At 72.7% G+C, this 21,006-nt stretch carries 21 protein-coding genes; 7 read left to right on the forward strand and 14 right to left on the reverse strand.

Annotation, left to right across the window (positions count from 1 at the left end):
* Positions 1-15: 15 nt before the first annotated feature.
* The 3 genes from ACVW19_RS03005 to ACVW19_RS03015 are packed head-to-tail and all read right to left on the reverse strand — an operon-like array spanning position 16 to position 3,179.
* Positions 16-1,272, reverse strand: coding sequence for an STM4014 family protein (locus ACVW19_RS03005; RefSeq protein WP_457456301.1), 1,257 nt, complete (start codon positions 1,270-1,272; stop codon positions 16-18).
* Positions 1,253-2,212: an STM4015 family protein gene (locus ACVW19_RS03010; RefSeq protein ID WP_457456302.1), complete on the reverse strand. Its 960-nt coding sequence runs from the start codon at positions 2,210-2,212 to the stop codon at positions 1,253-1,255. The genes ACVW19_RS03005 and ACVW19_RS03010 overlap by 20 nt, the downstream gene beginning before the upstream one ends.
* A gap of 7 nt (positions 2,213-2,219) precedes the next feature.
* Positions 2,220-3,179, reverse strand: coding sequence for an STM4015 family protein (locus ACVW19_RS03015; protein WP_457456304.1), 960 nt, complete (start codon positions 3,177-3,179; stop codon positions 2,220-2,222).
* A 220-nt stretch (positions 3,180-3,399) separates the two neighbouring features.
* On the opposite strand from ACVW19_RS03015, the gene ACVW19_RS03020 reads away from it, so the two are divergent.
* The 4 genes from ACVW19_RS03020 to ACVW19_RS03035 all read left to right on the forward strand — a co-directional run bounded on the left by ACVW19_RS03020 (position 3,400) and on the right by ACVW19_RS03035 (position 6,017).
* On the forward strand, positions 3,400-3,726 hold the full coding sequence (locus ACVW19_RS03020; RefSeq protein ID WP_457456950.1) for a hypothetical protein: 327 nt from the start codon (positions 3,400-3,402) through the stop codon (positions 3,724-3,726).
* Positions 3,727-3,823: 97 nt separating this feature from the next.
* Positions 3,824-4,912, forward strand: coding sequence for a DUF6745 domain-containing protein (locus ACVW19_RS03025; RefSeq protein WP_457456306.1), 1,089 nt, complete (start codon positions 3,824-3,826; stop codon positions 4,910-4,912).
* A 104-nt stretch (positions 4,913-5,016) separates the two neighbouring features.
* A complete protein-coding gene (locus ACVW19_RS03030; protein WP_457456308.1) occupies positions 5,017-5,166 on the forward strand; it encodes a hypothetical protein in 150 nt (49 codons plus the stop codon).
* A 152-nt stretch (positions 5,167-5,318) separates the two neighbouring features.
* Positions 5,319-6,017, forward strand: a complete 699-nt coding sequence (locus ACVW19_RS03035) for an adenosylcobinamide amidohydrolase (RefSeq protein ID WP_457456310.1) — start codon at positions 5,319-5,321, stop codon at positions 6,015-6,017.
* Between the two features lie 26 nt (positions 6,018-6,043).
* On the opposite strand, the gene ACVW19_RS03040 is transcribed toward ACVW19_RS03035, so the two are convergent.
* The 7 genes from ACVW19_RS03040 to ACVW19_RS03070 are packed head-to-tail and all read right to left on the reverse strand — an operon-like array spanning position 6,044 to position 11,556.
* A complete protein-coding gene (locus ACVW19_RS03040) occupies positions 6,044-6,925 on the reverse strand; it encodes an SDR family oxidoreductase (protein ID WP_457456312.1) in 882 nt (293 codons plus the stop codon).
* On the reverse strand, positions 6,922-7,437 hold the full coding sequence (locus ACVW19_RS03045; RefSeq protein ID WP_457456314.1) for a hypothetical protein: 516 nt from the start codon (positions 7,435-7,437) through the stop codon (positions 6,922-6,924). Before ACVW19_RS03045 ends, ACVW19_RS03040 begins: the two co-directional genes overlap by 4 nt.
* A gap of 35 nt (positions 7,438-7,472) precedes the next feature.
* Positions 7,473-9,122: a phytoene desaturase family protein gene (locus ACVW19_RS03050; RefSeq protein WP_457456316.1), complete on the reverse strand. Its 1,650-nt coding sequence runs from the start codon at positions 9,120-9,122 to the stop codon at positions 7,473-7,475.
* The gene (locus ACVW19_RS03055; RefSeq protein ID WP_457456318.1) at positions 9,115-9,621 is read right to left on the reverse strand and encodes an SRPBCC family protein; all 507 of its coding nucleotides are present in this window, start codon (positions 9,619-9,621) and stop codon (positions 9,115-9,117) included. Before ACVW19_RS03055 ends, ACVW19_RS03050 begins: the two co-directional genes overlap by 8 nt.
* Positions 9,622-9,679: 58 nt before the next feature.
* Positions 9,680-10,603, reverse strand: coding sequence for an oxygenase MpaB family protein (locus ACVW19_RS03060; RefSeq protein ID WP_457456320.1), 924 nt, complete (start codon positions 10,601-10,603; stop codon positions 9,680-9,682).
* A 54-nt stretch (positions 10,604-10,657) separates the two neighbouring features.
* A complete protein-coding gene (locus ACVW19_RS03065) occupies positions 10,658-10,924 on the reverse strand; it encodes a hypothetical protein (RefSeq protein WP_457456322.1) in 267 nt (88 codons plus the stop codon).
* 35 nt (positions 10,925-10,959) lie between these two features.
* A complete protein-coding gene (locus ACVW19_RS03070; RefSeq protein WP_457456952.1) occupies positions 10,960-11,556 on the reverse strand; it encodes an AMIN-like domain-containing (lipo)protein in 597 nt (198 codons plus the stop codon).
* A 1,167-nt stretch (positions 11,557-12,723) separates the two neighbouring features.
* Here ACVW19_RS03070 and ACVW19_RS03075 point away from each other — a divergent pair.
* A complete protein-coding gene (locus tag ACVW19_RS03075) occupies positions 12,724-15,126 on the forward strand; it encodes an MMPL family transporter (RefSeq protein ID WP_457456324.1) in 2,403 nt (800 codons plus the stop codon).
* On the opposite strand, the gene ACVW19_RS03080 is transcribed toward ACVW19_RS03075, so the two are convergent.
* The gene (locus ACVW19_RS03080) at positions 15,083-17,023 is read right to left on the reverse strand and encodes a DUF1996 domain-containing protein (protein ID WP_457456326.1); all 1,941 of its coding nucleotides are present in this window, start codon (positions 17,021-17,023) and stop codon (positions 15,083-15,085) included. The genes ACVW19_RS03075 and ACVW19_RS03080 overlap by 44 nt on opposite strands.
* 344 nt (positions 17,024-17,367) lie before the next feature.
* On the reverse strand, positions 17,368-18,000 hold the full coding sequence (locus ACVW19_RS03085) for a GNAT family N-acetyltransferase (protein WP_457456328.1): 633 nt from the start codon (positions 17,998-18,000) through the stop codon (positions 17,368-17,370).
* A 103-nt stretch (positions 18,001-18,103) separates the two neighbouring features.
* Between ACVW19_RS03085 and ACVW19_RS03090 the strand changes: the two genes are divergently transcribed.
* Complete coding sequence (locus ACVW19_RS03090; protein WP_457456329.1) at positions 18,104-19,192, forward strand: YihY/virulence factor BrkB family protein; 1,089 nt, start codon at positions 18,104-18,106, stop codon at positions 19,190-19,192.
* 24 nt (positions 19,193-19,216) lie between these two features.
* Here ACVW19_RS03090 and ACVW19_RS03095 read toward each other — a convergent pair whose 3' ends face one another.
* A complete protein-coding gene (locus ACVW19_RS03095) occupies positions 19,217-19,669 on the reverse strand; it encodes a flavodoxin family protein (protein WP_457456331.1) in 453 nt (150 codons plus the stop codon).
* Positions 19,670-19,829: 160 nt separating this feature from the next.
* Here ACVW19_RS03095 and ACVW19_RS03100 point away from each other — a divergent pair, with 160 nt between their 5' ends.
* Positions 19,830-20,489 carry a class I SAM-dependent methyltransferase gene (locus ACVW19_RS03100; protein ID WP_457456333.1) on the forward strand — a complete coding sequence of 220 codons (660 nt, stop codon included), beginning with the start codon at positions 19,830-19,832 and terminating at the stop codon, positions 20,487-20,489.
* 21 nt (positions 20,490-20,510) lie between these two features.
* Here the strand turns inward: ACVW19_RS03100 and ACVW19_RS03105 are convergent, their stop codons facing one another.
* Positions 20,511-20,852 carry an ArsR/SmtB family transcription factor gene (locus ACVW19_RS03105; RefSeq protein ID WP_457456335.1) on the reverse strand — a complete coding sequence of 114 codons (342 nt, stop codon included), beginning with the start codon at positions 20,850-20,852 and terminating at the stop codon, positions 20,511-20,513.
* Positions 20,853-21,006: the final 154 nt, after the last annotated feature.

A 21,006-nucleotide genomic window follows, 5' to 3' on the forward strand; every position in this document is an offset into this window, starting at 1 on the left:
TCGGGCTCGTTCATGTCAGGCGCTGGCATGGGTGGTTCCCGTTCTGTGCTGGTGCTGGTGCCGGTGGTGCGTGTCGTGCGCGTTGTGCGCGTTGTGCGCGTTGTGCGCGTTGTGCGCGTCATGCGGGAAGTACGGGGGATTCAGGGGTCCGGGGCCGGTGCGGCGCAGGACCGCGGCGACCTGGGCCGCGTAGGTGTCCAGGCCCTCCGCTCCGCTGCCCGGCAGACCCGTGAGGCGGGGCAGCAGGTCGCCGAAGGCGTTGACCTCGCCGACCGCGAACCGGCGCCATCCGGCGGCCGGGAGCAGGTCGACGCCCACGCACAGGGTGCGCGGGAAGCAGGCCGCCGCCCGTTCGCACAGGGCGAGGGCGTCGGTCCATCGCCCGCCCGCCGCCCGTACGGCGTCCCGGACCGCGTCGAGATCGCCGCGGCCGCCTCCGAGGTGGAGGTTGGTCAGCGGTGTGCCGCTGGTGCGCACCACGGCGTGGGTCGCGCGTCCGGCCACCACCACGATCCGCAGGTCGGTGACGCGGCCCCGCAACGAGGCCTTGGGCAGCCAGCGTTCGAGGTGCAGACCGTCGGGGGCCAGCGCGTCCACGATGGCGGCGATGTCCCGCTCCCGTTCATAGCGGCGTACCTTCAGGGAGTTGAACAGGGCTCCGTCCGGGGTGAGTTCGACGGAGGTGGTGGCCCGGACACGGCCGTCGGCCGACGACTCGACGGCGAGTACGCCGGAGGCCGAGGATCCGTGCGCGAGTTTGACGAAGAGCCTCGGCATCCGGTGCCGGCGCATGAGCGCGCGGACGTCGTCCCAGCCCCGGACGGGTGCCGCGGCGGCTCCCGACGTGGGCGACCAGGGTACGGGCACGTCCGCCGCGGCGAGGGTGGTGTGGCAGCGCCGCTTGTCGAAGAGGACGGCCAGTTCGCCGGGATCGTCGAGGCGGACACCGCCGCGCAGTGCGCGCACGGCCCGGGTGAACCGCGTGTACCAGCGTGCCGAGCCCTCGACCCTCGTCGGGTCCTGGGCGTCCCGCAGCAGCCGGTCGACTTCCGGGTTCTCACCGGGCGAGTCGAGCCGGACGATCTCGTCGGCCGCGAAGTGCGCTCCGTCCGAGCGCAGGACCGCTGCCCAGGGCACGACGCGCGGTGCGGGCAGTCCGGCCACGCGGACGGCGTCGGCGAAAAGGGTGACTCTGCGGTTCTCCGGGTTGCCGACGACGGCGAAGCGCGGCGCGGGGCCGGCCGGGCCCGGGTCATTCCCCGACGGCGACATAACGGCTCTCCGGGCTGTGCTGGTCGCGCCGGGCGGGAGTGAGGCCGAGGTCCGGGACGTGCGGTGCCAGGGCCTCGCGCACGCGGTGGGTCATCTCGTCGCTCATGAAGTGGTGTCCGAGGTCGAGCACCCGCAGATGGGTCAGCGGCTGGCCGGAGAGCAGCGCGGTTGCTCCCTCGTCGCCGAGAGTGCCCATGCTCAGGTCCAGGGAGGCCAGGCCCGCGACGGCGGGCGCGGCGGCCACCGCCGCGGCGATCTCGTCCTGGATGTCGCTGTTGCACAGGCCCAGGTGGCGCAGCCCGGGGCTGCGGCTCAGCCCGGTCAGCAGTGCCTGGACGTCGGCGGCGGTGCAGTCACCGCCGTACCAACTGGTGCCCAGCCACAGCTCCAGATGGTGCAGGGCGGGCAGGTCGCAGGCCGCCAGGGCACGCACCGGCTCGGGGGCCAGGCCGCCGGACTCGACGCGCAGCCTGCGCAGCGCCGCGTGCCGCAGCGGTTCGATCACCAGGTCCTCGGAGCCGCGCAGGCCCAGCTCGCGCAGGCCGGGCCAGGCGCGCAGCACCCGGCTGACGTCGCCCTGTTTGATCCAGGAGATCTCCGTCTCCTCGGACTCGACGTCCGCGAGGAACACCGCCCGCAGTCCGGGGAACCGGTGTGCCTCGGCCGTGAGCAGGTCGAGGACGGGACCGATCCCGTCCTCGTCCCACTCCTGCCACCAGGCGCCGATGACCAGGGCCACGACCTCGTCGGTACGGACCCGGCCCAGGAACCGGTTCCACCGCTGCTCGAACGGGACCTCCCGTTCGTCCCGTTCGGCCGTCAGCCGCCAGGCGACCGAGTCGGGAGCGGGGAGGCGCGGGCCCCGTTCGGCGTCGTCGTCGGCGAAGACGTGCACGGGCAGGCCGTGGAAGCGCGTCAGGTGGGAGGGGTAGTGGCCCACGCGGTGCTCACTCCCCCACGGACACGTAGCGGTGGACGGTGCCGTCGTCGTCCTCGTCCCGGTCGGCGTCGTCCTGGTCGAGATCCACCTCGACACCCGCGGGCTCGAGGATTTCGCGCAGGCGCTGCCGCAGGGGCTCGCTCAGGTAGTTGTGGTGCAGGTCGAGCTTCTCGAGATGCGTCAGCGGCTGGCCGCCGAGGAGGGCGACGGCGCCCTCGTCGCCGAGGGTGCCCATGGACAGGTCGAGCACCTCGAGACGGGCGACCACCGGGGCGGACGCCACGGCGGCGGCGACCTCGTCCTGGATCTCGCTGTTGCGCAGGGCGAGGTGGCGCAGGCGCGGCAGCCGGGCGCCGGACAGGATCGGTTCCAGGTCCGCGGCCTCGCTGTCGGCGCCGTACCACGAGGTGCCGAGCCACAGGTCGAGGTGTTCCAGCGAGGGCAGTTCGCTGGCCCCGACGCCCCGGACGACGTCCACCGGGAGACCGCCGGTCTCCATGGTCAGCGTGCGCAGTGCGTCATGGCGCAGGGCGGGGAAGCGGAGCCCCTGTCCGCCGCGCACCGCGAACTCCTCCAGGGCCGGGAAGCCGGCCAGCAGGGGGGTGACATCGGTCTGGTTGATCCAGGAGATCTCGCACTCCTCGAACGTGATGTCCCCGAGGAACAGCGCCCGCAGGGCGGGCAGGCGGTCGTGTGCGGCCAGCAGCGCCTCGATGACCTCGGACGGGTCCGAGTCGTACGCGTCCTCCCAGGCGCCGACGATCAGGGCGCGCACCCTCGTCGTGTCGACCTGGTCGCAGAACCGGGCGAAGGCCGCCTTCCACGTCTCCTCGGCGTCGTACGAGCCGGTGGCGACCCGCCAGGCCACGGCGTCGGGCTCGGGCAGCTCCGTCGTCGTCTCGGACGGTCCCGGGAAGGAGAAGGCGGGAAGTCCGTACAGCTTCTCGAGGTGGCCACCGATGGTCATGCGGGCTGCTCCTGACGTGTGTCCGACGGGTGGGTGGTGCGAGGTCCGGCGCCGTCACAAAACCCCGGCTGGGAGCCGTCCGACGGTGCGTACGGCAGTTCTACCAACAGCGACTGACAGCGCCCGGCGGCGGCCCCGGCGAGGAGGCGTTGTCAGTGGTGGCCCCTACGGTCCTCGCATGGACTCCGGAGCACCGTGCGCCGGAGTGGAGGGGAGTTCCATGTACCGGCAGGGAGACGTGCTGATCGTGCCCGTCGCGGGCGAGGCGGTGCCCTCGCACGTCCCGAACGCGCCCAGGGCACCGCGCGACGCCCGCGGGCGGCTCGTGCTGGCTCTGGGGGAGGTCACCGGGCATGCGCACGCGGTCGTCGGCAAGGGCGAACTGGTCAGTGAGCCCGGTCCTTTCGGACCGCTGCTGCTGCATCTGCCCGAGGGCGGCCGGGTCGTGCACGAGGAGCACGCGGCCATCCCGCTGCCCAAGGGGTGGTACCGCGTGATCCGGCAGCGTGAGTACGTCCCCGGTTCGGTACGGCTCGTCGCCGACTGAGCGGTACGAGCAGCACGAGCAGCACGAGCAGCACGGACAACACGAACGGTACGGACGGTACGGGCCGTACGAGCGGCGCGGACAGGGGACGTTGACGATGACGATGACGCAGCGGGCGAGCGGAGCGGCGGCCGGGGCCGACGGCCTTGCGCGGGGGACGGGCGAGGCGGGCGGCGGGCACGCGGACGGGCTGGGGCACTGGCGTGCGTGGGCCGCGAGCGCCGTGCCCGCCGACCGGGCGGCGGCCGAGGAAGGCATCCGGCTGGCGTACCGGCGTGCCGGGCTGCCGGAGCCGGAGCGGGTGGTCTGGGCCGGTTCGCCGCGCGAGGGCGTGACGCTGGTGCGGCAGGGGGCGGACTTCGGGGTGAGCGTGCGTGAGGCGGTACGCACGGCACCCTGGGCGGCCGAGCGCGGGCGCCTGCACGAGGAGTTGGGCGCGGCGGGCTGGTCACGGCACTGGTCGGCGACCGGCGGTGCGCTCTGGGACTCCACGCAGGCGCTGGTCGACCGGATCCGCACCGGGGTGCTCGACGATCTCGCGGCCGACGACGCCGGCGCCCGTACCGCGATACGGCTGGTCCTCCTGGACGCGCTGCTCGGGCAGCACGACGCGCCGTGGCTGGCCGCCCTGGACGGTGCCGGGTCCCCGCTCGACGGACTGGCCCAGGTGTGCCGCAGCGCCGGCTGGTGGTGGCCGTTCGAGAAGGTGGCGGTGGTGTGCGAGCGTCCGGTCGCCCTGCACCGTGACGAGGCGGGCCGGCTGGACCACGGCGACGGCCCGGCGCTGGAGTTCCCCGACGGCTTCGCCCTGTGCGCCTGGCGCGGCATGCCGGTGCCGCGTGCCTTCCTGAAGGAGCTGCGCACCCTCACGCCGGAGCGGATCCGGGCCGAGGAGAACGCCGAACTGCGCCGGGTGATGCTCGAGTACTACGGCTACGACCGCTATCTGACCGACTCCGGGGCCGAGCCCGTGCACCAGGACGAGACGGGCACGCTCTGGCGTGTCGAACTCGTCGGCGACGAGGCGGTCGTGATGGTGGAGGTCGTCAACTCCACTCCGGAGCCCGACGGTACCCGGCGCACGTACTGGCTCCGGGTGCCGCCGACGACGCGGACCGCCCGGGAGGGGGTGGCCTGGACCTTCGGGGTGGCCCCCGAGGTGTACGAGCCGCTGAGGCAGACGTGAGCCCGTACGGGCGTCCGCAGGGCTGAGTCCGTCCTCCGGGGGTAGGCGAGGAGAACAGGAACGCCGAGAACGGCAAGGGCGCAGGCCCGTGGAAAGGAGCCCTCATGCCCGGCATCGTGGAGCGCATCAAGCGGTTCGCCAGGAGCCCCCAGGGGCAACGCGCGACCGAGCAGGTACGACGTGCCGCGGCCGACCCCCGGCGCCGCGCACAGGCGCAGCGCCTGCTGAGCAAGCTCCGCGGCCGTCGCCGTTGACCGTGTCCCCCGCCCGTCGACACGCGCCCACGGCGACGCCCGGCCGGCGGGAGCAGTGGCGGCGGCGGAGGGCCGAGCGGGACCCGTGCGTGCCGGGACGGCCGGTCCGGCATACGATCGGCCGACCCCGATCCCGCAAGGAGTTCTGCCCGGTGACCGCCGTCCTCCCGCCGCCCCGCACCCCCGTCGGGCTGCTGCGCCCACGCTGCCTGACCCGTGTCGAGGACGGCGAACGACTGCACGCCTTGCTGTGGATTCCGGGGCCGGGCCTGCGAATGATCAGCAGCGCGGTACTGGGCGGAGGCATCGGCGAGCGGGCCTGGGTCCTCAACGCCCAGGTCTCCCACGGTTATCGGCGCACCGACCCCGACCGGCACCTCGCCGCCCTCGCTTCCGGGGCGGGCGCACGCGGTCCGGGGGTGGGACTGATGACGGCCGCAGACGTCTCGGCGTACGCCCACGCGCACGACGGCGGCGCGGAGGCGGTCGTCACGTCGGGCATCAAGGTACGCGGCTGGGCCGCTGCTCCGGCAGTGGGTACGGACGGCACAGGCGGCACAGACCGCACAGGTGTTCCGGGCACGATCAACATCGTCGTCGCCGTGCCGGTGCCGCTCAGCGACGCCGCCCTGGTCAACGCGGTGGCCACGGCCACGGAGGCAAAGGTGCAGGCCCTCCTGGAAGCGGGTCACGACTGCTCCGGGACCCCCACCGACGCGGTGTGTGTCGCCGCCCGCGTCCCCTGCCCCGGCGAGGAGCCGCAGGCCTTCGCCGGGCCCCGCTCCCTGTGGGGCGCCCGGTTGGCGCGGGCCGTCCACCGCGCCGTGCGGGAGGCCACGCCCGCGCCCTGAGGCCGATGTCGCGACCGATCCAGGAGTCACCCGTTCCTCCGGGCGGCCACCCGGTCGGCCTCCCCACCGGCGCCCAGCAGACCCGTGTGCCGCATCGGGTCCTCGGCCTCCAGGCGGGCCAGCTCTCGGCGGGCGACCCGCAGCACCACCGGCGGCAGCGCGGCACGCGCCGCCTGAGCCAGGCGCAGCCAGCGGGGCACGTACACGGCCGTACTGCGCTGCTCCACTGCCGCTGCCAGCCGGGCGGCGACCTGGTCCACCGGGTACACGCGCCGGGCGGGCGGCGGCATCCGGGCGCGCAGTTCCCGCAGCACGGGGTACCGGTCGGCGTCGCGGATCATGTCGGTGTCGGTCCAGTTCAGGTATCCGATGCCCACGGCCACGCCGTGGTGCGCCACTTCGGCCCGCAGCGCGTGGGCGAAGGCCTCCACCCCGGACTTGGAGGCGCAGTAGGCGCTCATCATGGGGGCGGCTCCGATCGAGGCGAGCGAGGCGACCTGGTGGTAGTAGCCCCGTGTCGCCAGCAGATCGGGCAGGAAGGCGCGGGCGGTCGCCGCACTTCCCGTCAGGTTGACGTCGATGACCCGGCGCCAGTCGGCGGGGTCCGAGGTGGCGAACGGACCGCCTTCCGCGACACCCGCGTTCGCCACGACGACGGACGGTGTGCCGAGACGCGTCCGCACCAGTGCGGCGGCATCGCCGAGGGCGGCCTCGTCGGTGATGTCGACCTCGCAGACCAGCGTCGCCGTGGGCAGGCCGTCCGCCACCGCCGTCAGTGCCGCCTTCTCGTGGCCGAGCAGGGCGAGCCGAACCCCTCGCCGGGACAGGTCGCGGGCCAGGGCCGCTCCGACTCCCCGCGCGGCGCCGGTCACCACGGCGGTGCGGCCGTGGAGCGGGTTGGCCTTCATGGCCTTTCCCTTCGGGATGCTCGGGTGCGGTCCGCGCGGTTGCGCTCCTCCGCCCGTGCCCCGGGCTCCGGGGTGGTGTCGGGACGGGCAATGTGGTCGGGATGACCGACGGTACGACGAGCTTCCTTCATCTCCGCTTCGTAGAGGTGGTCGTGTCCCTCGGCGAGTTCCTCGACGGCGGCGCGTTCGAATTCCCTGAACGGCTCGTAGTACGTGTGGTCGTAGGCCTCGACGATCTGGAACGTCCAGTGGCCGGGAATCACGTTCCGGCCCAGGACCTGTGTGCGCACCGTCTCGGCCCATTCCGGGTGCCCGGCCTCGCGAAGAAGTTCGACCGCCCGGTCCAGTTCGAGGTCGGCGGTGCCGGTGAGCTGGTGGAAGCTGTAGAGGTGGCCCCGGGCTCGCTCGGTGGTCTCCAGTGCCTTCGACAGCGACCCCAGGGCTTCCACGGTGATGCGGCTGACGCCTTCGGGGCGCTGATGCGCGCGGTCGGGACCGTCGTGGCTGGTCATCGTCTCGCCTCCGCCTGTGGTCGTCGGTGTTCCGGTCATCCGCCGTCGGCTCGGGCGCCCGGATCGGGTTGCCTGCGGCCGGTGCGGTCTCGGCGCGCCAGCAGGCGTTGCGCCCGTGCCAGACCCGGCGTCAGGTGCCGGCGCAGGGCCACGCGGGCGGCGTTGGCGCCCGGTGCGCCGTGGACGCCGCCGCCCGGATGTGCTCCCGCGGACGCCAGATACAGTCCCTTCACGGGCGTCTCCGGTCGTCCGGTGCCGGGCATCGGGCGGAAGAAGAGCTGCTGGTGCATGGCCGTGGTGCCGCCGTTGATGGCGCCGCCGTGCAGATTCCGGTCGAGGGACTGGAGCGTCGGCGGGGCGAGCACGCGCCGGGCCCGGATCCGGGAGCGGAACCCGGGTGCGAACCGTTCGACCTGGCGCTCGACGCGGTCGGCCATGATCTCCTGCTCCTCGGCGTCCCAGGTACCGGTGAGTCCCTCGTCGCCCGCGTCGCCGGCGACGGCGTGGGGCACATGGGTGTAGGCCCACGCGGACTCGGTGCCCCGGGGAGAGCGAGTGGGGTCGGATGTCGTCATCTGCCCGAACAGGGAGAAGGGGCGATCGGGGACCTGGCGCATGGCGAGCTGGGCCGCGAACCGGGTCAGTTCGTCGACGCCGTCCGCGAGGTGGACGGTGCCGGCGCCCGCGGCCTGCTCGGCCTGCCAGGGCACCGGGCCGTCGAGTGCCCAGTCCACCTTGAAGGTGGCGAAGTCCCACTGGAAGCGCCGCAGATCGGACACCAGCTGGGCGGGAAGGTGCACGGCGTCGACGAGTTCGCCGTACAGAGCCGGTACGGACACGTCCGCGAGGACGGCCCGTCCGGCGCCGATCGTCTCGCCGTCCGCGGTGCGCACCCCCACCGCCCGGCCCTCGCGCACGACGATGCGGTCGACCCGCCGGCCGCAGTGCAGCAGGCCACCGCGTGCGGCCAGCCGACGGGAGAGTGCCTCGGTGAGGGCGCCGGAGCCGCCGGCCGGCACGGGGAAGCCGTAGGTCTGTCCGAGCATCGACATCAGCCAGCCGAAGCCCCCGCTGCCCGCGGCCTCCGGTGCCAGGTCGGCGTGGAGCGCGTTGCCGGCCAGCAGCAGCCCGCCGCCCTCACCCCGGAACTCCTCCTCTCCCAGGCGGCGAACGGGCAGTACCAGGGTGCGGGCCATCCGCAGGCCGCCCGCGCCGCGCAGCCGGACGACGGACCGGACGGCGGAGCGGATCGGCGGGAACGGGGTGAACAGGGAGTTCAGGAGGCTTGGGCGAAGGTTCTGCCACGCGTCGTGCAGCCGCCGCCAGGCGGCTCCGTCGCCCGGCGCGAAGTCCTCCAGGGAGTCGGCGGTGACATCGATCCGGCGGTCGAGCACCGCACACCTGCCGTCGCTCAGCGGGTGGGCCAGGACGTGTGGGGCATGGCTCCAGCGCAGCCCGTGGTCCTCCAGACCGAGCCCGTGGAGCACCGGGGAAGCGGCGGCGAGCGGATAGAAGGAGCTGAAGAGGTCGCTGACGAAGTCCGGGTCGACGCCCCGGTCGTGCCGTACCGCGCCGCCGGGTTCCGGCTGCTCTTCCAGCACTTCCACACTCCAGCCCGCGTCGGCCAGGAGGTTCGCCGCCACGAGTCCGTTGGGGCCGGCCCCGATCACCACGGCGTCAGGCACGAGCGCCTCCCCGGCCGGGCTTCGGCGACACGACCTGACCGAGGGGGCGGCGACGCTCCTCCTCGGCGGCCTCGGCCTCGCAGAGCTTCGCCAGCCTGGCGAGCATGGCGCGGTGACGCACCTGGAACAGGGGCTCCACGGCCACGTTGTGCAGGCGACCGCCGATTCCGCGCAGTGGATGCTCGTCCACGAGCACCAGGCACTGGTCTCCCCACGGCCGCAGCTCGATGGCGATGCGCGCCGTGCCGAGAGGACCCGCCTTGGCCTCGAGTTCCAGGATCTCGCCCTGCTCACAACGTCGGACGATCGTCTCGTTGGACAGGCGGAGGGGTCCCAGCCGCACCTCATAGCGGATCGCCGCGCCGAGCTGGGGCCACCGGCCCCGGGCCGGCTCCGAGGACGAGGTCCCCACCACCCACTGTGCGTAGCGACGGCCGTCGGCGAGGACGGCCCAGACCGTCTGCGGACTCGTGCTGATCAGACGATGACGAACCGCCACTTCGACCTCCCGTGTCCGAACGGCACCAGCCAGCACTGAGTGCCCCGAATCGGATGTGTCAACCGGCGGCACCCTGTCCCGGCCCGGGCGGACGGCCACGCTGTCCGTGCTCCGCCCGGCCTCCGGGCGGAGCCAGCGCCCAGCGGATGCCCGCGGTGACGGCGGTGCCGAACGGGCGGACGAGCATGCCTTCGGCCGGTGCCGCCCGGGGCAGCCACAACGCGCGGGACGCCCAGTTCGGCAGCAGGGACACGGCACCGCCGGCCAGGGCTCCGTAGGGCAGCCGGGCGAGGACCGGAACGGGCGGATTGAGCAGCAGGAAACGCGCCGCGCCGCGTGCCTCGGGGGTCGACCGCAGCTCCCCGCGGTAGTCCTCCAGCCGGTCGGCGAGTTCGGCTCGGCTCCTCGGCGGGTCGGGCACGCCGAGCGCGGTGGCGATGTGCGCCATGTCCGCCACGTAACCGTCGCAGCCCTCGTCGTCCAGCGGGCGGGCGCCGTAGTGCTGGTGGGCGCGCAGGAACATGTCGACCTCCGCGATGTGCACCCAGCACAGCAGGTGGGGATCGGCGGCGTGGTACTCATGGCCGTCGGCGGTCGTGCCGCGCACCGTCTCGTGCACGGCCCGTACCCGGTCGACGGCCTGCTGGGCGCCGTCGGCCGGACCGTAGGTGGTCATGGCGAGGAAGGTGCTGGTCCGCTGCAGGCGGCCCCACGGGTCCCCGCGGAACCCGGAGTGCCCGGCGACGGCGGCCATGGCCAGCGGATGGAGCGACTGGAGCAGCAGGGCCGACAGTCCGCCGATGAACATCGAGGCATCCCCGTGCACCCGCCTGACGGGCCGCTCGGGACCGAACCAGCGCGGGCCGGGCGTGCCGTGGATACGGGCGCGGTTGTCGCGGCCGTCCGGTCCCGCCACCCGGGAGAAGATCGCGTCACCGACCCGGTCGCGCACCACCCGGCCGCCGCCCGAAAGGAGTCCCATGGCTCACTCCCACCTCCTCGCGCCCGCGCCGGCCGGCCGGCGCGGGCCACGTGTTCAGGGAACGTCGCCCTTCCAGTCGAACACACGCCCGCCCCTGCCGCGGGGCACGTACAGGGCGCGGCCACCCGCGCCGTAGCGGCCTATCTCGGTGGGCAGCCCGACGCCGCCTCGCAGTTCCGTCTCGGAACGGTCCGTGATGTCCAGTAGGAGACCGTCCAGCGGCCCTCCCGCCAGCTCCGCGTACGACCGCCCGTCGCGCGGCCCCGGATCGTCGTGGTCCGCTCCGTAGACCCTGCCGCGCATGAACTCCAGCTCGTCCATACCGGCAGGGTGGCATCCACCACTGACAATCGCGGTCAGCTCGCGTCCGTCCAGCTGTGGGCGACGTCGATCACGAGACGGTCCGGGAGTTGCAGCACCCTGAACGGCAACCGGGCGCGCACCCCGAGCCCGATCTGGGTGTCGCCCTCGAAGCCGGCTGCGAACCGCGCGTCCCTGAAGGTGCGGTACCCGGTCAGGTCCACCCCCGGCAGGGGCTGTCCGGCGCGCGCGGGGTAGGTGGGCCGGCCGGTCTCGGGGTCGTACGGCGGAGCGGCCACCCGTACTTCCAGGACGGCGCCGCCGGCGACGGGGACGGGCCGGCCGGAGCCGTCCTGGTACAGCCGGTCGACGTACCGGACCGTGTACCCGATGCCGCTGCCGCCCGCTCCCGGCAGGTCGACGACCATCCGGTCGTAGCAGGTGTGGTGTCCGGTCCTGACGTCCCGGACCGGTGTCGTCGCGGCCGTCGTGGGGGCGGTTTTGACCAGGCTGCCCCAGCCGGTGGGGCACGCGGCGGCCTGGTTGTAGACGGCCTGGACGGATACGGCGGGCGTGGCCGCGGCGGGGACCGCCGCCGTTCCCAGCGTGCCGCCCACGAGTGCCAGAGTCACGCAAATTGTTCTTCTTTTCATTATTTCAGCCCCCAAGGGTCGCCTCCTGCTGATATCGGGTGAGACGACCGAGTTGGACCAAAGGTTGCACCGGAAGGACACGAGATGGAAGAGGCCGTCGCAGGGGACGGAGCCGGGAGGCGGGCCGGCTCCACGACGCGGAGTCCGCCGTCGCACGCGGTCCGCAGGGCCGAGGACCGGCCGGACGACGTGGCGCCGCTGCTCACGGCGTTCCGTAGGGCGGCCCGCCCTGTTCCGTGGCCCGCAGGAGGAGGACGGTGATGTCGTCGGCGGACCGGCCGGGGCGCTCCGCGGGGTGCAGTAGGCGGTCGACGAGCCGGCGCAGGTCCAGGTCGGCGCCCGCCGCCAGACGTTCGGCGAGCCGCTCGGCGGCGTGGGTGGTGTCGGTGCCGGGGCCTCCACCAGGCCGTCGGTGGAAAGAGCGAGGACGGTGCCCGCGGGAAGGCCGACGGTGGTGACCGGACAGTGGCCGCCGGTGCCGATGCCGAGCAGCGGTCCGGGGTCGAGGGGCATCGCGGCCATCACGAACGGGTACGGCAGGACCGCGGCGATCCGGGGGTATCTGCGCACCCTCTCGTCCTGACCGCCGACCCAGACCAGCCGGTCCTCCCAGACGGCGTCGGTGACGGGCGTCGGTGAGATGGGGGACAGCCGCCGCCACGGGGTGCTGAAGTCCTCCGGGATCCCGCTCAGCCACCCCCAGGCGCAGCACCCCGTCCACCGCGTCCAAGCAGGTAGAGGGCGCCGACCGAGGCTCCGGTGCGCCGCACCGTGGCGGCCAAGCCCGCGCCCAAGGCGTCGCCCAGCGGCGCGGCGTCCAGGAGCGGCTCGTTCATCCTGGACATCACGGCCTCCGGTCCGGTGGCAGGAAGGCTGCCCGCCCGTCAGAGAAGGTGCGCAGGTGCCCGCCGTTCCCTCAGGGACGTACACGCCTCGCACCCCGGACGGTACGCCCGGCCCGCTCCGCGAGCATGTCGTCGCGGCCCGCCCCGCTCGGGGCCGGCGGGAGCGGCGCGCCCGGGCACCGGGCCGCCACCGGCTGTGGTCGCCGTCGCGCGGTCCGAGATGCCGGGGTGATCCCCTCCGCATGTAATGGAGACGAGGCCAGGACCGGCTCGGCCTCGGCACAGGACGGGGCGGAGAGCCGGGGCAGAGGAGAACACGCCCATGCCTGCCGAGCAGGACGGAGACGAGGCACGGGGTGGGCGCAGGGCGGGGATGCTGCGGCGGCTGGGCGAGTGGTGTGCGCGGCACTTCGTGATCGTCGTCGTGGCCTGGCTGGTGGCTCTGGTGGCGCTGCAGGTGACGAGCCGTTCCTTCGGGGGGACGTACTCCGACGACTTCACGCTGCCGGACGCCCAGTCCCAGCAGGGCATCGAGGTCCTCCAGCGGCACGATCCACAGGCCGGCGGCTACAGCAGCCAGATCGTGCTGCACGACGAACAGCGGCAACTGACCGCGTTCGGTTCGCAGATCTCCACCGCGGTGGCCGAGCTGGAGAAGCTGCCGCACGTGTTGTCGGCACAGAATCCGCTGTCCGCCGCCGGGTCGTCCACCGGCCGGTCGCAGCCCGACGTCGGTCCGCTCTCCTCCGACGGGAAGACGGGCTACATCACGGTCCGCTTCGACGTCCAGCCCTCCACTCTGGGCGACGACTACCTGGACGGGGTGGACGACGCCGTCCAGCCGCTGCGGGCGGCCGGGGCGCAGGTCGAGTACGGCGGGCCGCTCGGCGAGCTGGCCAGGCCCGCGCCCGACGACCGGGTGAGCGAGCTGATCGGGTTCGGCGTGGCGATCGTCGTCCTGCTGATCGGGTTCGGCAGTGTGATCGCCGCCGGCATTCCCCTGCTGACGGCGCTGATCGCGGTCGTCTGCGGTCTCGCCGTGCTCGGGCTGCTGGCGGCCGCGCTCACCTTCGCGACGGTCTCGCCGACGCTGGCGACGATGATCGGCCTCGGCGTCGGCATCGACTACGCCCTCTTCCTGCTCACCCGCCACCGGCAGGACGTCATGGACGGCGAGGACCCGGTGCGGGCCGCCGGTCATGCCACCTCCACCAGTGGACGGGCGGTCGTCGTCTCCGGCTGCACGGTGATCATCGCCCTCGCCGGCCTGTCCGCATCCGGTGTCTCCTTCATCGCCAAGCTGGGATTCGCCGCCGCCGTCACGGTCGTCTCCGCCGTCATCGGCGCGCTGACCCTGGTTCCCGCCCTGCTGGGGCTGATCGGCCGGCACATCGACCGCTACCGGGTGCGCCGCCCGGTGGCCGAGACCGACGCCGAGCCGGGTGCCGAACCGCGGGGCACCTGGCACCGCTACGCACAGCGGGTGGAACGCAGACCCTGGCGGTATCTGGCGGCGGGCCTCGCCACGATCGCCGTCCTGGCGATCCCGGTGTTCTCCATCCGGCTCGGCCACATCGGCGACGGCGCCGACCCCACCTCCTTCACCGACCGTCGGGCCTACGACCTGATGACCGACGCCTTCGGGCCCGGCTCCAACGGCCCGCTCACCGTCGTCATCGACCAGTCATCGGTACCGGACTCCGACCGGTCCGGCCTCGCCTCACAGGCCCAGAAGACCCTGGACGCGGTCGGTGACACCGCCGCCGTCACCCCACTGACCGCCACGCAGGACGGTGACGTCCTGGTCGGCACCGTGTACTCGACGGCCTCCCCGCAGAGCGCCACGACGACGGACCTCACCAACCGCCTGGTGGACGACACCCTGCCGGACGCCGTGCGGGGCACGGACGCCGAGGCCGCCAAGACCTACGTCACCGGTACGACGGCGGCCCAGGTCGACTTCCGCGACCTCATCGCCGACCGGCTGCCGCTGATCATCGGCGTGGTGGTCGCGCTGGCCTTCCTGATCACCCTGGCGGTGTTCCGGGGGCTGCTCGTCGCCCTCAAGGCGGCCGTCCTCAACGTCCTGTCCATCACCGCCTCCTACGGCGTCGTCGTCGCCGTCTTCCAGTGGGGCTGGGGCGGGCCCGCGCTCGGCGTGTCCGGCACGGTGCCGATCGAGAGCTATGTACCGATGATGATGTTCGCCATCATCTTCGGCCTCAGCATGGACTACGAGATCTTCCTGCTCTCCCGCGTCCACGAGGCCTGGCTGCGCACCGGCGACGCCGAGGACTCGGTCGCCCACGCCCTGGAGATCACCGCGCGGGTCATCACCTGCGCCGCGCTGATCATGGTGAGCGTGTTCGCGGCGTTCATCATCAGCGAGAACATCGTCGTCAAGATGCTGGGTCTGGGCCTCGCCGTCAGCGTCCTCATCGATGCCACCGTCGTACGCCTGCTGATGGTGCCGGCCGTCATGACCCTGCTCGGCCGGCACGCCTGGTGGACACCGCGGTGGCTGGAGCGGATCCTGCCCCACATCGACACGGAGGGCGGAGGGTGCGCCGGCGCCTTCCCGAAGGCCCGGATAGCGGGACGTGCGACACGACGGCGGCAGGCCACCGTGTGGGCCTGCCGCCGTCGTGCGTACCCGCGCCTCGCCGCGCGGGACGTTCGGGTCAGGTGCGACGCACGCGGCGCAGCAGTACGAAGCCGGCGATGACCAGGACCGCGCCCGCGGCCGCCGGCCAGAGCTGGGCACCCGTCTCGGCCAGACCGCCGCTCACGGCCTGCGGCTCGGTGGCGTCGGCCGCCGCGGCCTGCCGGCCGGCGTCGTCGGTCGCCGTGCCGACGCCCGGCGTCTCCTGGCCGGCGCCGTCGCCCTGCTGGTTGCCCGTGCCTGCCGCACCGTCACCCTTGGGCACGACCGAGGCCCGGACCTCGGGCTGCTTGTCGCCGGGCGGTGTGGTGGCGTCGTCACCCGCGGGCTCCTCGGTGGCCGGGGCGTCGGCCGGGGGCTCCGAGGGGTTCTCCTGCCGGCCGTCACCGGCACCGGGCTTGTCGCCCTTGCCGCCCTTGTCACCCTGCTGAGCGGCACCGTCATCGGGCTGCTCTGCGTCGTTGTCACCGTTGCCGCCGTTGCCGCCCTCGCCGGGAGCCTCGGTGGGCTCCTCCTTCGGGTCCTCACCCGGCTGTTCACCGCCGTCGCCGGCGCCGACACCGCAGGTGCGGCCGCTGTTGATGCAGTCGACCATCTCCTGCATCAGGTCCTCGTCGAAGACGTTGATGAAGTCACCGTGGTCGGTGCCCGGCTTGTGCAGCTGCTCCGGGAAGGAGTCCACGGCGAACAGCGGGGTCGTCGCGCCGCCGTCGTTCAGGCTCGGCGCGTCGACGTCGTAGACGATGCGCTGGACCAGCTGCGGCACGGGCGTGAAGCCGGACGGGCAGTTGCCCTGGGCGTCCATGAACGCCATGTGCGTACGGTGGTTGGCGCTGTCGGTGTTGCGGCCGTCCCAGCAGCTCTGGAAGTCGAAGGTGCGGACCACGTCACTGCCCTGCGGGCACAGCGGGTACTTGTCCTCGAGCTGCCGGTCCTCGAAGCCGGTGCAGCTCCAGGACGCGTTGGCGTTGGCGGGGCCGTTGACGAACGACTTGGCGTCGCCGGTGATGATGCGCAGCAGCCGCGGCATGGCCGTGACCTCGCCCTGCGGGTTGCCCACGAACGTCAGCGTGACCTCCTTGGGGGTCACGATCTCACCGACGTTGCCCTCGATGCCGCCGCCGGGGGAGTTGGCGTCCTGCTCCTCGGTGCCGTTCTGCAGCCGCAGCACGGGCCAGTAGTACGACGACTTGTCGCCCTGGTCCTCACAGCTGGTGTCGGCCGCCGCCAACTGGTCGTCGCTGGAGAAGGCGTTGGTGGCCTGGTTGCCGATGTAGTCGTGGAAGTGGTGCGCGCCGTTGGCGACACCGGGGGCCGCGATCACGTTGTCCGAGTTGAACAGACCGTTCTCGTTGACTCCGCAGCTGCTGACGAAGGTGCCCTTCGACGCGTCCGCCGCCGGGTCGGGCTTGACCACGTTGGGCTGGACACTCTTGATGTCCACGAAGTCCGCGGCAACGGGCCCGTTGCCCGCCTGTCCGCCGTTTCCGCCGCCCTGCTCCTGGCCGTTGTCGCCCCCTTCGCCCTGGTCACCCTCCGGGCTGTTCCCGTCCTGGCCGTCTCCCGGCTGGGCGGACGCGTTTCCGGAGTCGCGGACGGAGCAGTCGGCGAGTTCACCGAGGCCCTCGGGGCGGTCGCCCTGCTCCTCCATGGCGGCCGCGATGCGTTCGAGGGTCGCGGAGCGCTCCTTTTCGAGCGGGTCGATGACCTTGTCGTCGGCGACGCCGGGATCCTGCTGAATGTCCTGCGCTGACTCCCCCAGGCGCTGATAGGCCTGGGCGATCTGCTCGTCCAGCGCGGCCAGTTCCTTGTCGACGTCCGGCCGCGCCTTCTCGGGCACCGTGGTCAGGTTGGTCGCCACGTCGGGGCAGTCGATGGTGGTGCCGCCGAGGACGCGCGCCTGACCGGCCCCGCCCACGGCGTCGTCCTCCGTCGCGGAAGCGTAGACATTGGCCGCCATCAACCCCCCTCCGCCCAGGATCAGCGCGACCGCGGCAAAGGTCGCGCGTTGTGGACCTCGTGGGCGTCTGCGTGTGTTGCGTGCCAAGGCAGTACTCCTACGCTTTTGTCGCGGGGGGTGGGCATGGAATTCCCACGCCCCATACGTAGGCGCGTCGCGGTGTGTTCAAGTGCCTCACGGTTTCTTCGAGAAATCTCAGGAACTTCCGGGAACCGCAGGGCACCCGAGCCCCCGGGGTTCCCGCCCGACTCGGCGTGCACGGCGGGGACTTCGGGGGCCGGGCAGATGAAACGACCACTGGTCAGCGGAAGTTCACATCCGTCGCCTGCCCGCACATGGGGTCCTCAGAGCCGGTCGTGGTCCCGCGTCGAGCGCCCGAGACAGGTGACGGAATCGTCGAGGAGCACCTCGATCTCGTGGAAGCCCATCCGGTCGTAGAAGGCCCTGGCGGAGCTGTTGGCCTTCGCCATCACGAGGTGGACCGAGGGCACCCCGCGGTCGTGCAGCGCCTTGAGGAACGTCCGCATCAGCTCCCGGCCGTACCCGCACCCCTGCCACTGGGGCAGCAGGTCGATGTGCAGATGGGCGGGGTAGGCCGCCAGTTCGGGGACGGACATCCGCTCGGGGTGGTGCAGGAGCCAGGCCATCTCCTCGTCCGGCGTCCCGGGCAGCCCGTCCGGCTCGGGATGACGATCGGCGACCAGCGGCAGCCACGCGGCACGGAAGTCCCGCACGAAGCGGGGCGTGTCGGCGGCACCGAGGACGTAACCGACCGCGCGCCCCTTCCCGTCGTCCAGGACGAAGGCGAGTTCGGGCTCCAGGTGGACGTAGGGGGCGGCGAAGACCGCCGGGAGGATGCCGGGGTCACGGTAGTGGGGGCGGGCGTCCTGACCGTTGTGCGCGGTGCGGACACAGATGTCGTCGAGGGCCGACCGGTCCTCGCGACGGTAGGGACGAATCACGGGAGAGGAGATCATGCCCGGCATCCTGCATGTTCTGGGAGCGCTCCCACAACCTTGTTCCGCTCCCGTGGCCGCTCGCGCGCGGAGTGATTTCCCGTTCCGTGGTTACTCGAAGGTCATGAAACTGAATGTCCCGGGACGCCACAAGCGGTCCGACGGTGACCCCCCGGACCCGGAGCGCTCAGGCCCGGACCCGGAGCGCTCAGGCCGGGAACCGGTGGAGCAAGGACCGAGCCACGAGGTGGAGCAGTCGGCGCCGGACGCGCCGACCGGGCTCCCGAAAGGGGCCTGGGGCGCCGCGCTGAAGGGTGCGCTGCGCGAGTTCAAGGACGACGAGTTGACCGACCGGGCCGCCGCACTCACGTACTACGGTGTGCTGGCGCTGTTCCCGGCACTGCTGGTGCTGGTGTCGCTGCTGGGCATCACGGGCCGCTCGACCACGGACAAGGTGATGGAGAACGTCCAGCAACTCGCCCCCGGGGCGGCCCGCGACATCATCACCCGGGCCGTCGACCAGCTCCAGGGCAACGCCGGTACCGGCTCGGTCATGGCGATCGTCGGTCTCGTGCTCGCCCTGTGGTCGGCGTCGGGCTACGTGGCGGCGTTCATCCGCTCGGCCAACGCGGTCTACGACATGCCCGAGGGACGTCCGGTGTGGAAGGTGCTGCCGGTGCGGCTCGGGATGACGGTCGTGCTGATGGTGCTGGCCGTGGTCAGTGCGCTCATCGTCGTCTTCACCGGTGGTCTGGCCCGTCAGGTAGGCGGCACCCTCGGTATCGGGGACGCCGCGCTGACGGTGTGGTCGATCGCCAAGTGGCCGGTGCTGGTCGTCCTGGTGACGATCATGATCGCGCTGCTGTACTGGGCCGCTCCGAACGCCAAGGTCAGGGGGTTCAGGTGGATCACCCCCGGCAGCTTCCTGGCCCTGCTGATCTGGCTGGCCGCCTCCGGCGGGTTCGCGTTCTACGTCGCCAACTTCGCCTCGTACAACAAGACGTACGGCACGATGGCCGGTGTCATCGTCTTCCTGGTCTGGCTGTGGATCACCAATCTGGCGATTCTGCTGGGCCTGGAGTTCGACGCGGAGATCGCCCGGCAGCGGGCCATCGCCGGTGGTCATCCGCCGGAGGCCGAGCCGTACACCCAGCCTCGGGACACCCGTGCCTGGGACGAGCAGGACCGGCGCCGGGTGGACGGGGGGAGCTGATCCCGCCGCCGAGATCCGGGCGGGTCAGTCCATCAGTCCGGCGGCGAGCGTGGCGCCCAGTTCCCAGCACCGCTCGACGGCGGCCTTGTCGGGTTCGCCGGTGACGGTCACCGCGTCCGCGGCGCGCCGCCAGTCGAGGCCCTTCGTGATGGACTCGATGCCCCGCACCGCCCCGGTGACGTCGCTGCCGCCGTGCACGTAGTAACCGAACGGCCGGCCCCGGGTGGTGTCGAGGCACGGGTAGTAGACCTGGTCGAAGAAGTGCTTGAGCGCCCCTGACATGTAGCCGAGGTTCGCCGGAGTGCCGAGCAGATAGCCGTCGGCGCCCAGGACGTCGCCGGCCGTGGCGGAGAGCGCCGCCCGCCGGACGACCCGGACGCCCTCGATCTCCGGGGCGCCGGCCCCGGACAGGACCGCTTCGAACATCGTCTGGCAGTTGGGCGAGGGCGTGTGATGGATGATCAGCAGAGTCGGCACACCCCCGACCCTGCCGTGCCTGCCGGGGCCTTCGCAAGCCGGTCCGGCGTGCGGGGAGGAACGTCGGAGGGAGCGCCGAAAGGAGCAGCGGGGAACGGTTGTGAGGGCGGCTCCGGGATGGCACGATGCCCGGCATCGACACGCGGGGACGGGGTGCGTCTTGGCCGACGGGAATCGCAGGTCACCGGCAGCGGCGGTGTTCGACGCGCTGGGCAGCGACTACGAGAAGGCGTTCGCCGCCTCCGAGGCGCACCGGGCCTCGCTGGCGTGGCTGCTCGAACGGCTCCCGCCCGGCAGCCGGGTGCTGGACGTGGGCAGCGGGACGGGGCGGCCCACGGCCGCCACGCTCGCCGCGGCCGGTCACCGGGTGCTGGGCGTCGACGTGTCGCCGGTGATGGTGGAGATCGCGTCCCGGCAGGTGCCCGAGGCCGAGTTCCGCTGCGGCGACGTCCGTGGGCTGCCGCTCGAGGACGGTGCCTTCGATGCCGTCTGTGTGTACTTCGCCCTGCTCCAGATGTCCCGTGCGGAGCAGGCGGACCTGGTGCGGCGGCTGGCCCTGGCCCTGCGCCCCGGCGGCCTGTTCGCGTTGGCCACCGTGCCCCTGGACGTCGAGGGCTTCGACGGTGTCTTCATGGGACAGGACGTGCGGGTCACCAGCTTCGCCGCCCAGGCCGTGACCGCGCTGGTGCGCGAGGCGGGGCTGACGGTGCTGTCGGAGGAGAGCGTGCTGTTCGTCCCGGCCCACCCCGGCGCCACGCCGGAGCCCCAGCTCTTCCTGCACGGCCGTCGCGAGGGTGAGAAGGCGGCCCCGGCGGGCTGACGCCGACCCGTGGGCCAGGGCCTAGGGAAGCGGTTTCGTCTCGCTCCTGAGGTCGGCGAGCAGTTCGGCCTGGCCGGCCAGCACTCCGGACAGGATGGTGCGGGCCACCCCGAGCAGTTCCGCCACGTGCGGGCTGGTCAGCGAGTAGTACACGGTCGAGCCCTCCTTGCGGCTGACCACGAGGTTCGCCCGGCGCAGCACCGCCAGCTGCTGGGAGAGGTGAGCCGGTTCGATGCCCACCTGGGGCAGCATCTCGGCGACGGCGTGCTCGCGCTCGCTGAGGAGTTCCAGGACCCGGATGCGGGCGGGATGGCCCAGGGTCTTGAAGAACTCGGCCTTCAGCTGGTACAGCGGCATGGTCATCGTGCCGTCCCCTCTCCGGTTTCCGGTTCCCGGTTTCCGGCGCGCCGCCCCGGTCCCGTCGTCCGGTCCGGGGGCCCTCGCCCCGCCTGTGCGTCGTCGGCACCCGACCTCGACGTTTTCCGACATTAGCAACTTCATACATCCCTGTGTTCCG

The organism is Streptomyces sp. TE5632 (genome assembly GCF_054061295.1).

Bases quoted from the DNA above. Each gene is read 5' to 3' on its own strand.
- ACVW19_RS03030 (WP_457456308.1), top strand. From the start codon at position 5,017: ATGCCCGGCATCGTGGAGCGCATCAAGCGGTTCGCCAGGAGCCCCCAG.
- ACVW19_RS03085 (WP_457456328.1), bottom strand. From the start codon at position 18,000: ATGATCTCCTCTCCCGTGATTCGTCCCTACCGTCGCGAGGACCGGTCG.
- ACVW19_RS03040 (WP_457456312.1), bottom strand. From the start codon at position 6,925: ATGAAGGCCAACCCGCTCCACGGCCGCACCGCCGTGGTGACCGGCGCC.
- ACVW19_RS03020 (WP_457456950.1), top strand. From the start codon at position 3,400: ATGTACCGGCAGGGAGACGTGCTGATCGTGCCCGTCGCGGGCGAGGCG.
- ACVW19_RS03105 (WP_457456335.1), bottom strand. From the start codon at position 20,852: ATGACCATGCCGCTGTACCAGCTGAAGGCCGAGTTCTTCAAGACCCTG.
- ACVW19_RS03015 (WP_457456304.1), bottom strand. From the start codon at position 3,179: ATGACCATCGGTGGCCACCTCGAGAAGCTGTACGGACTTCCCGCCTTC.
- ACVW19_RS03045 (WP_457456314.1), bottom strand. From the start codon at position 7,437: ATGACCAGCCACGACGGTCCCGACCGCGCGCATCAGCGCCCCGAAGGC.
- ACVW19_RS03060 (WP_457456320.1), bottom strand. From the start codon at position 10,603: ATGGGACTCCTTTCGGGCGGCGGCCGGGTGGTGCGCGACCGGGTCGGT.
- ACVW19_RS03005 (WP_457456301.1), bottom strand. From the start codon at position 1,272: ATGTCGCCGTCGGGGAATGACCCGGGCCCGGCCGGCCCCGCGCCGCGC.
- ACVW19_RS03090 (WP_457456329.1), top strand. From the start codon at position 18,104: ATGAAACTGAATGTCCCGGGACGCCACAAGCGGTCCGACGGTGACCCC.
- ACVW19_RS03080 (WP_457456326.1), bottom strand. From the start codon at position 17,023: ATGGCGGCCAATGTCTACGCTTCCGCGACGGAGGACGACGCCGTGGGC.
- ACVW19_RS03075 (WP_457456324.1), top strand. From the start codon at position 12,724: ATGCCTGCCGAGCAGGACGGAGACGAGGCACGGGGTGGGCGCAGGGCG.
- ACVW19_RS03025 (WP_457456306.1), top strand. From the start codon at position 3,824: ATGACGATGACGCAGCGGGCGAGCGGAGCGGCGGCCGGGGCCGACGGC.
- ACVW19_RS03065 (WP_457456322.1), bottom strand. From the start codon at position 10,924: ATGGACGAGCTGGAGTTCATGCGCGGCAGGGTCTACGGAGCGGACCAC.
- ACVW19_RS03070 (WP_457456952.1), bottom strand. From the start codon at position 11,556: ATGAAAAGAAGAACAATTTGCGTGACTCTGGCACTCGTGGGCGGCACG.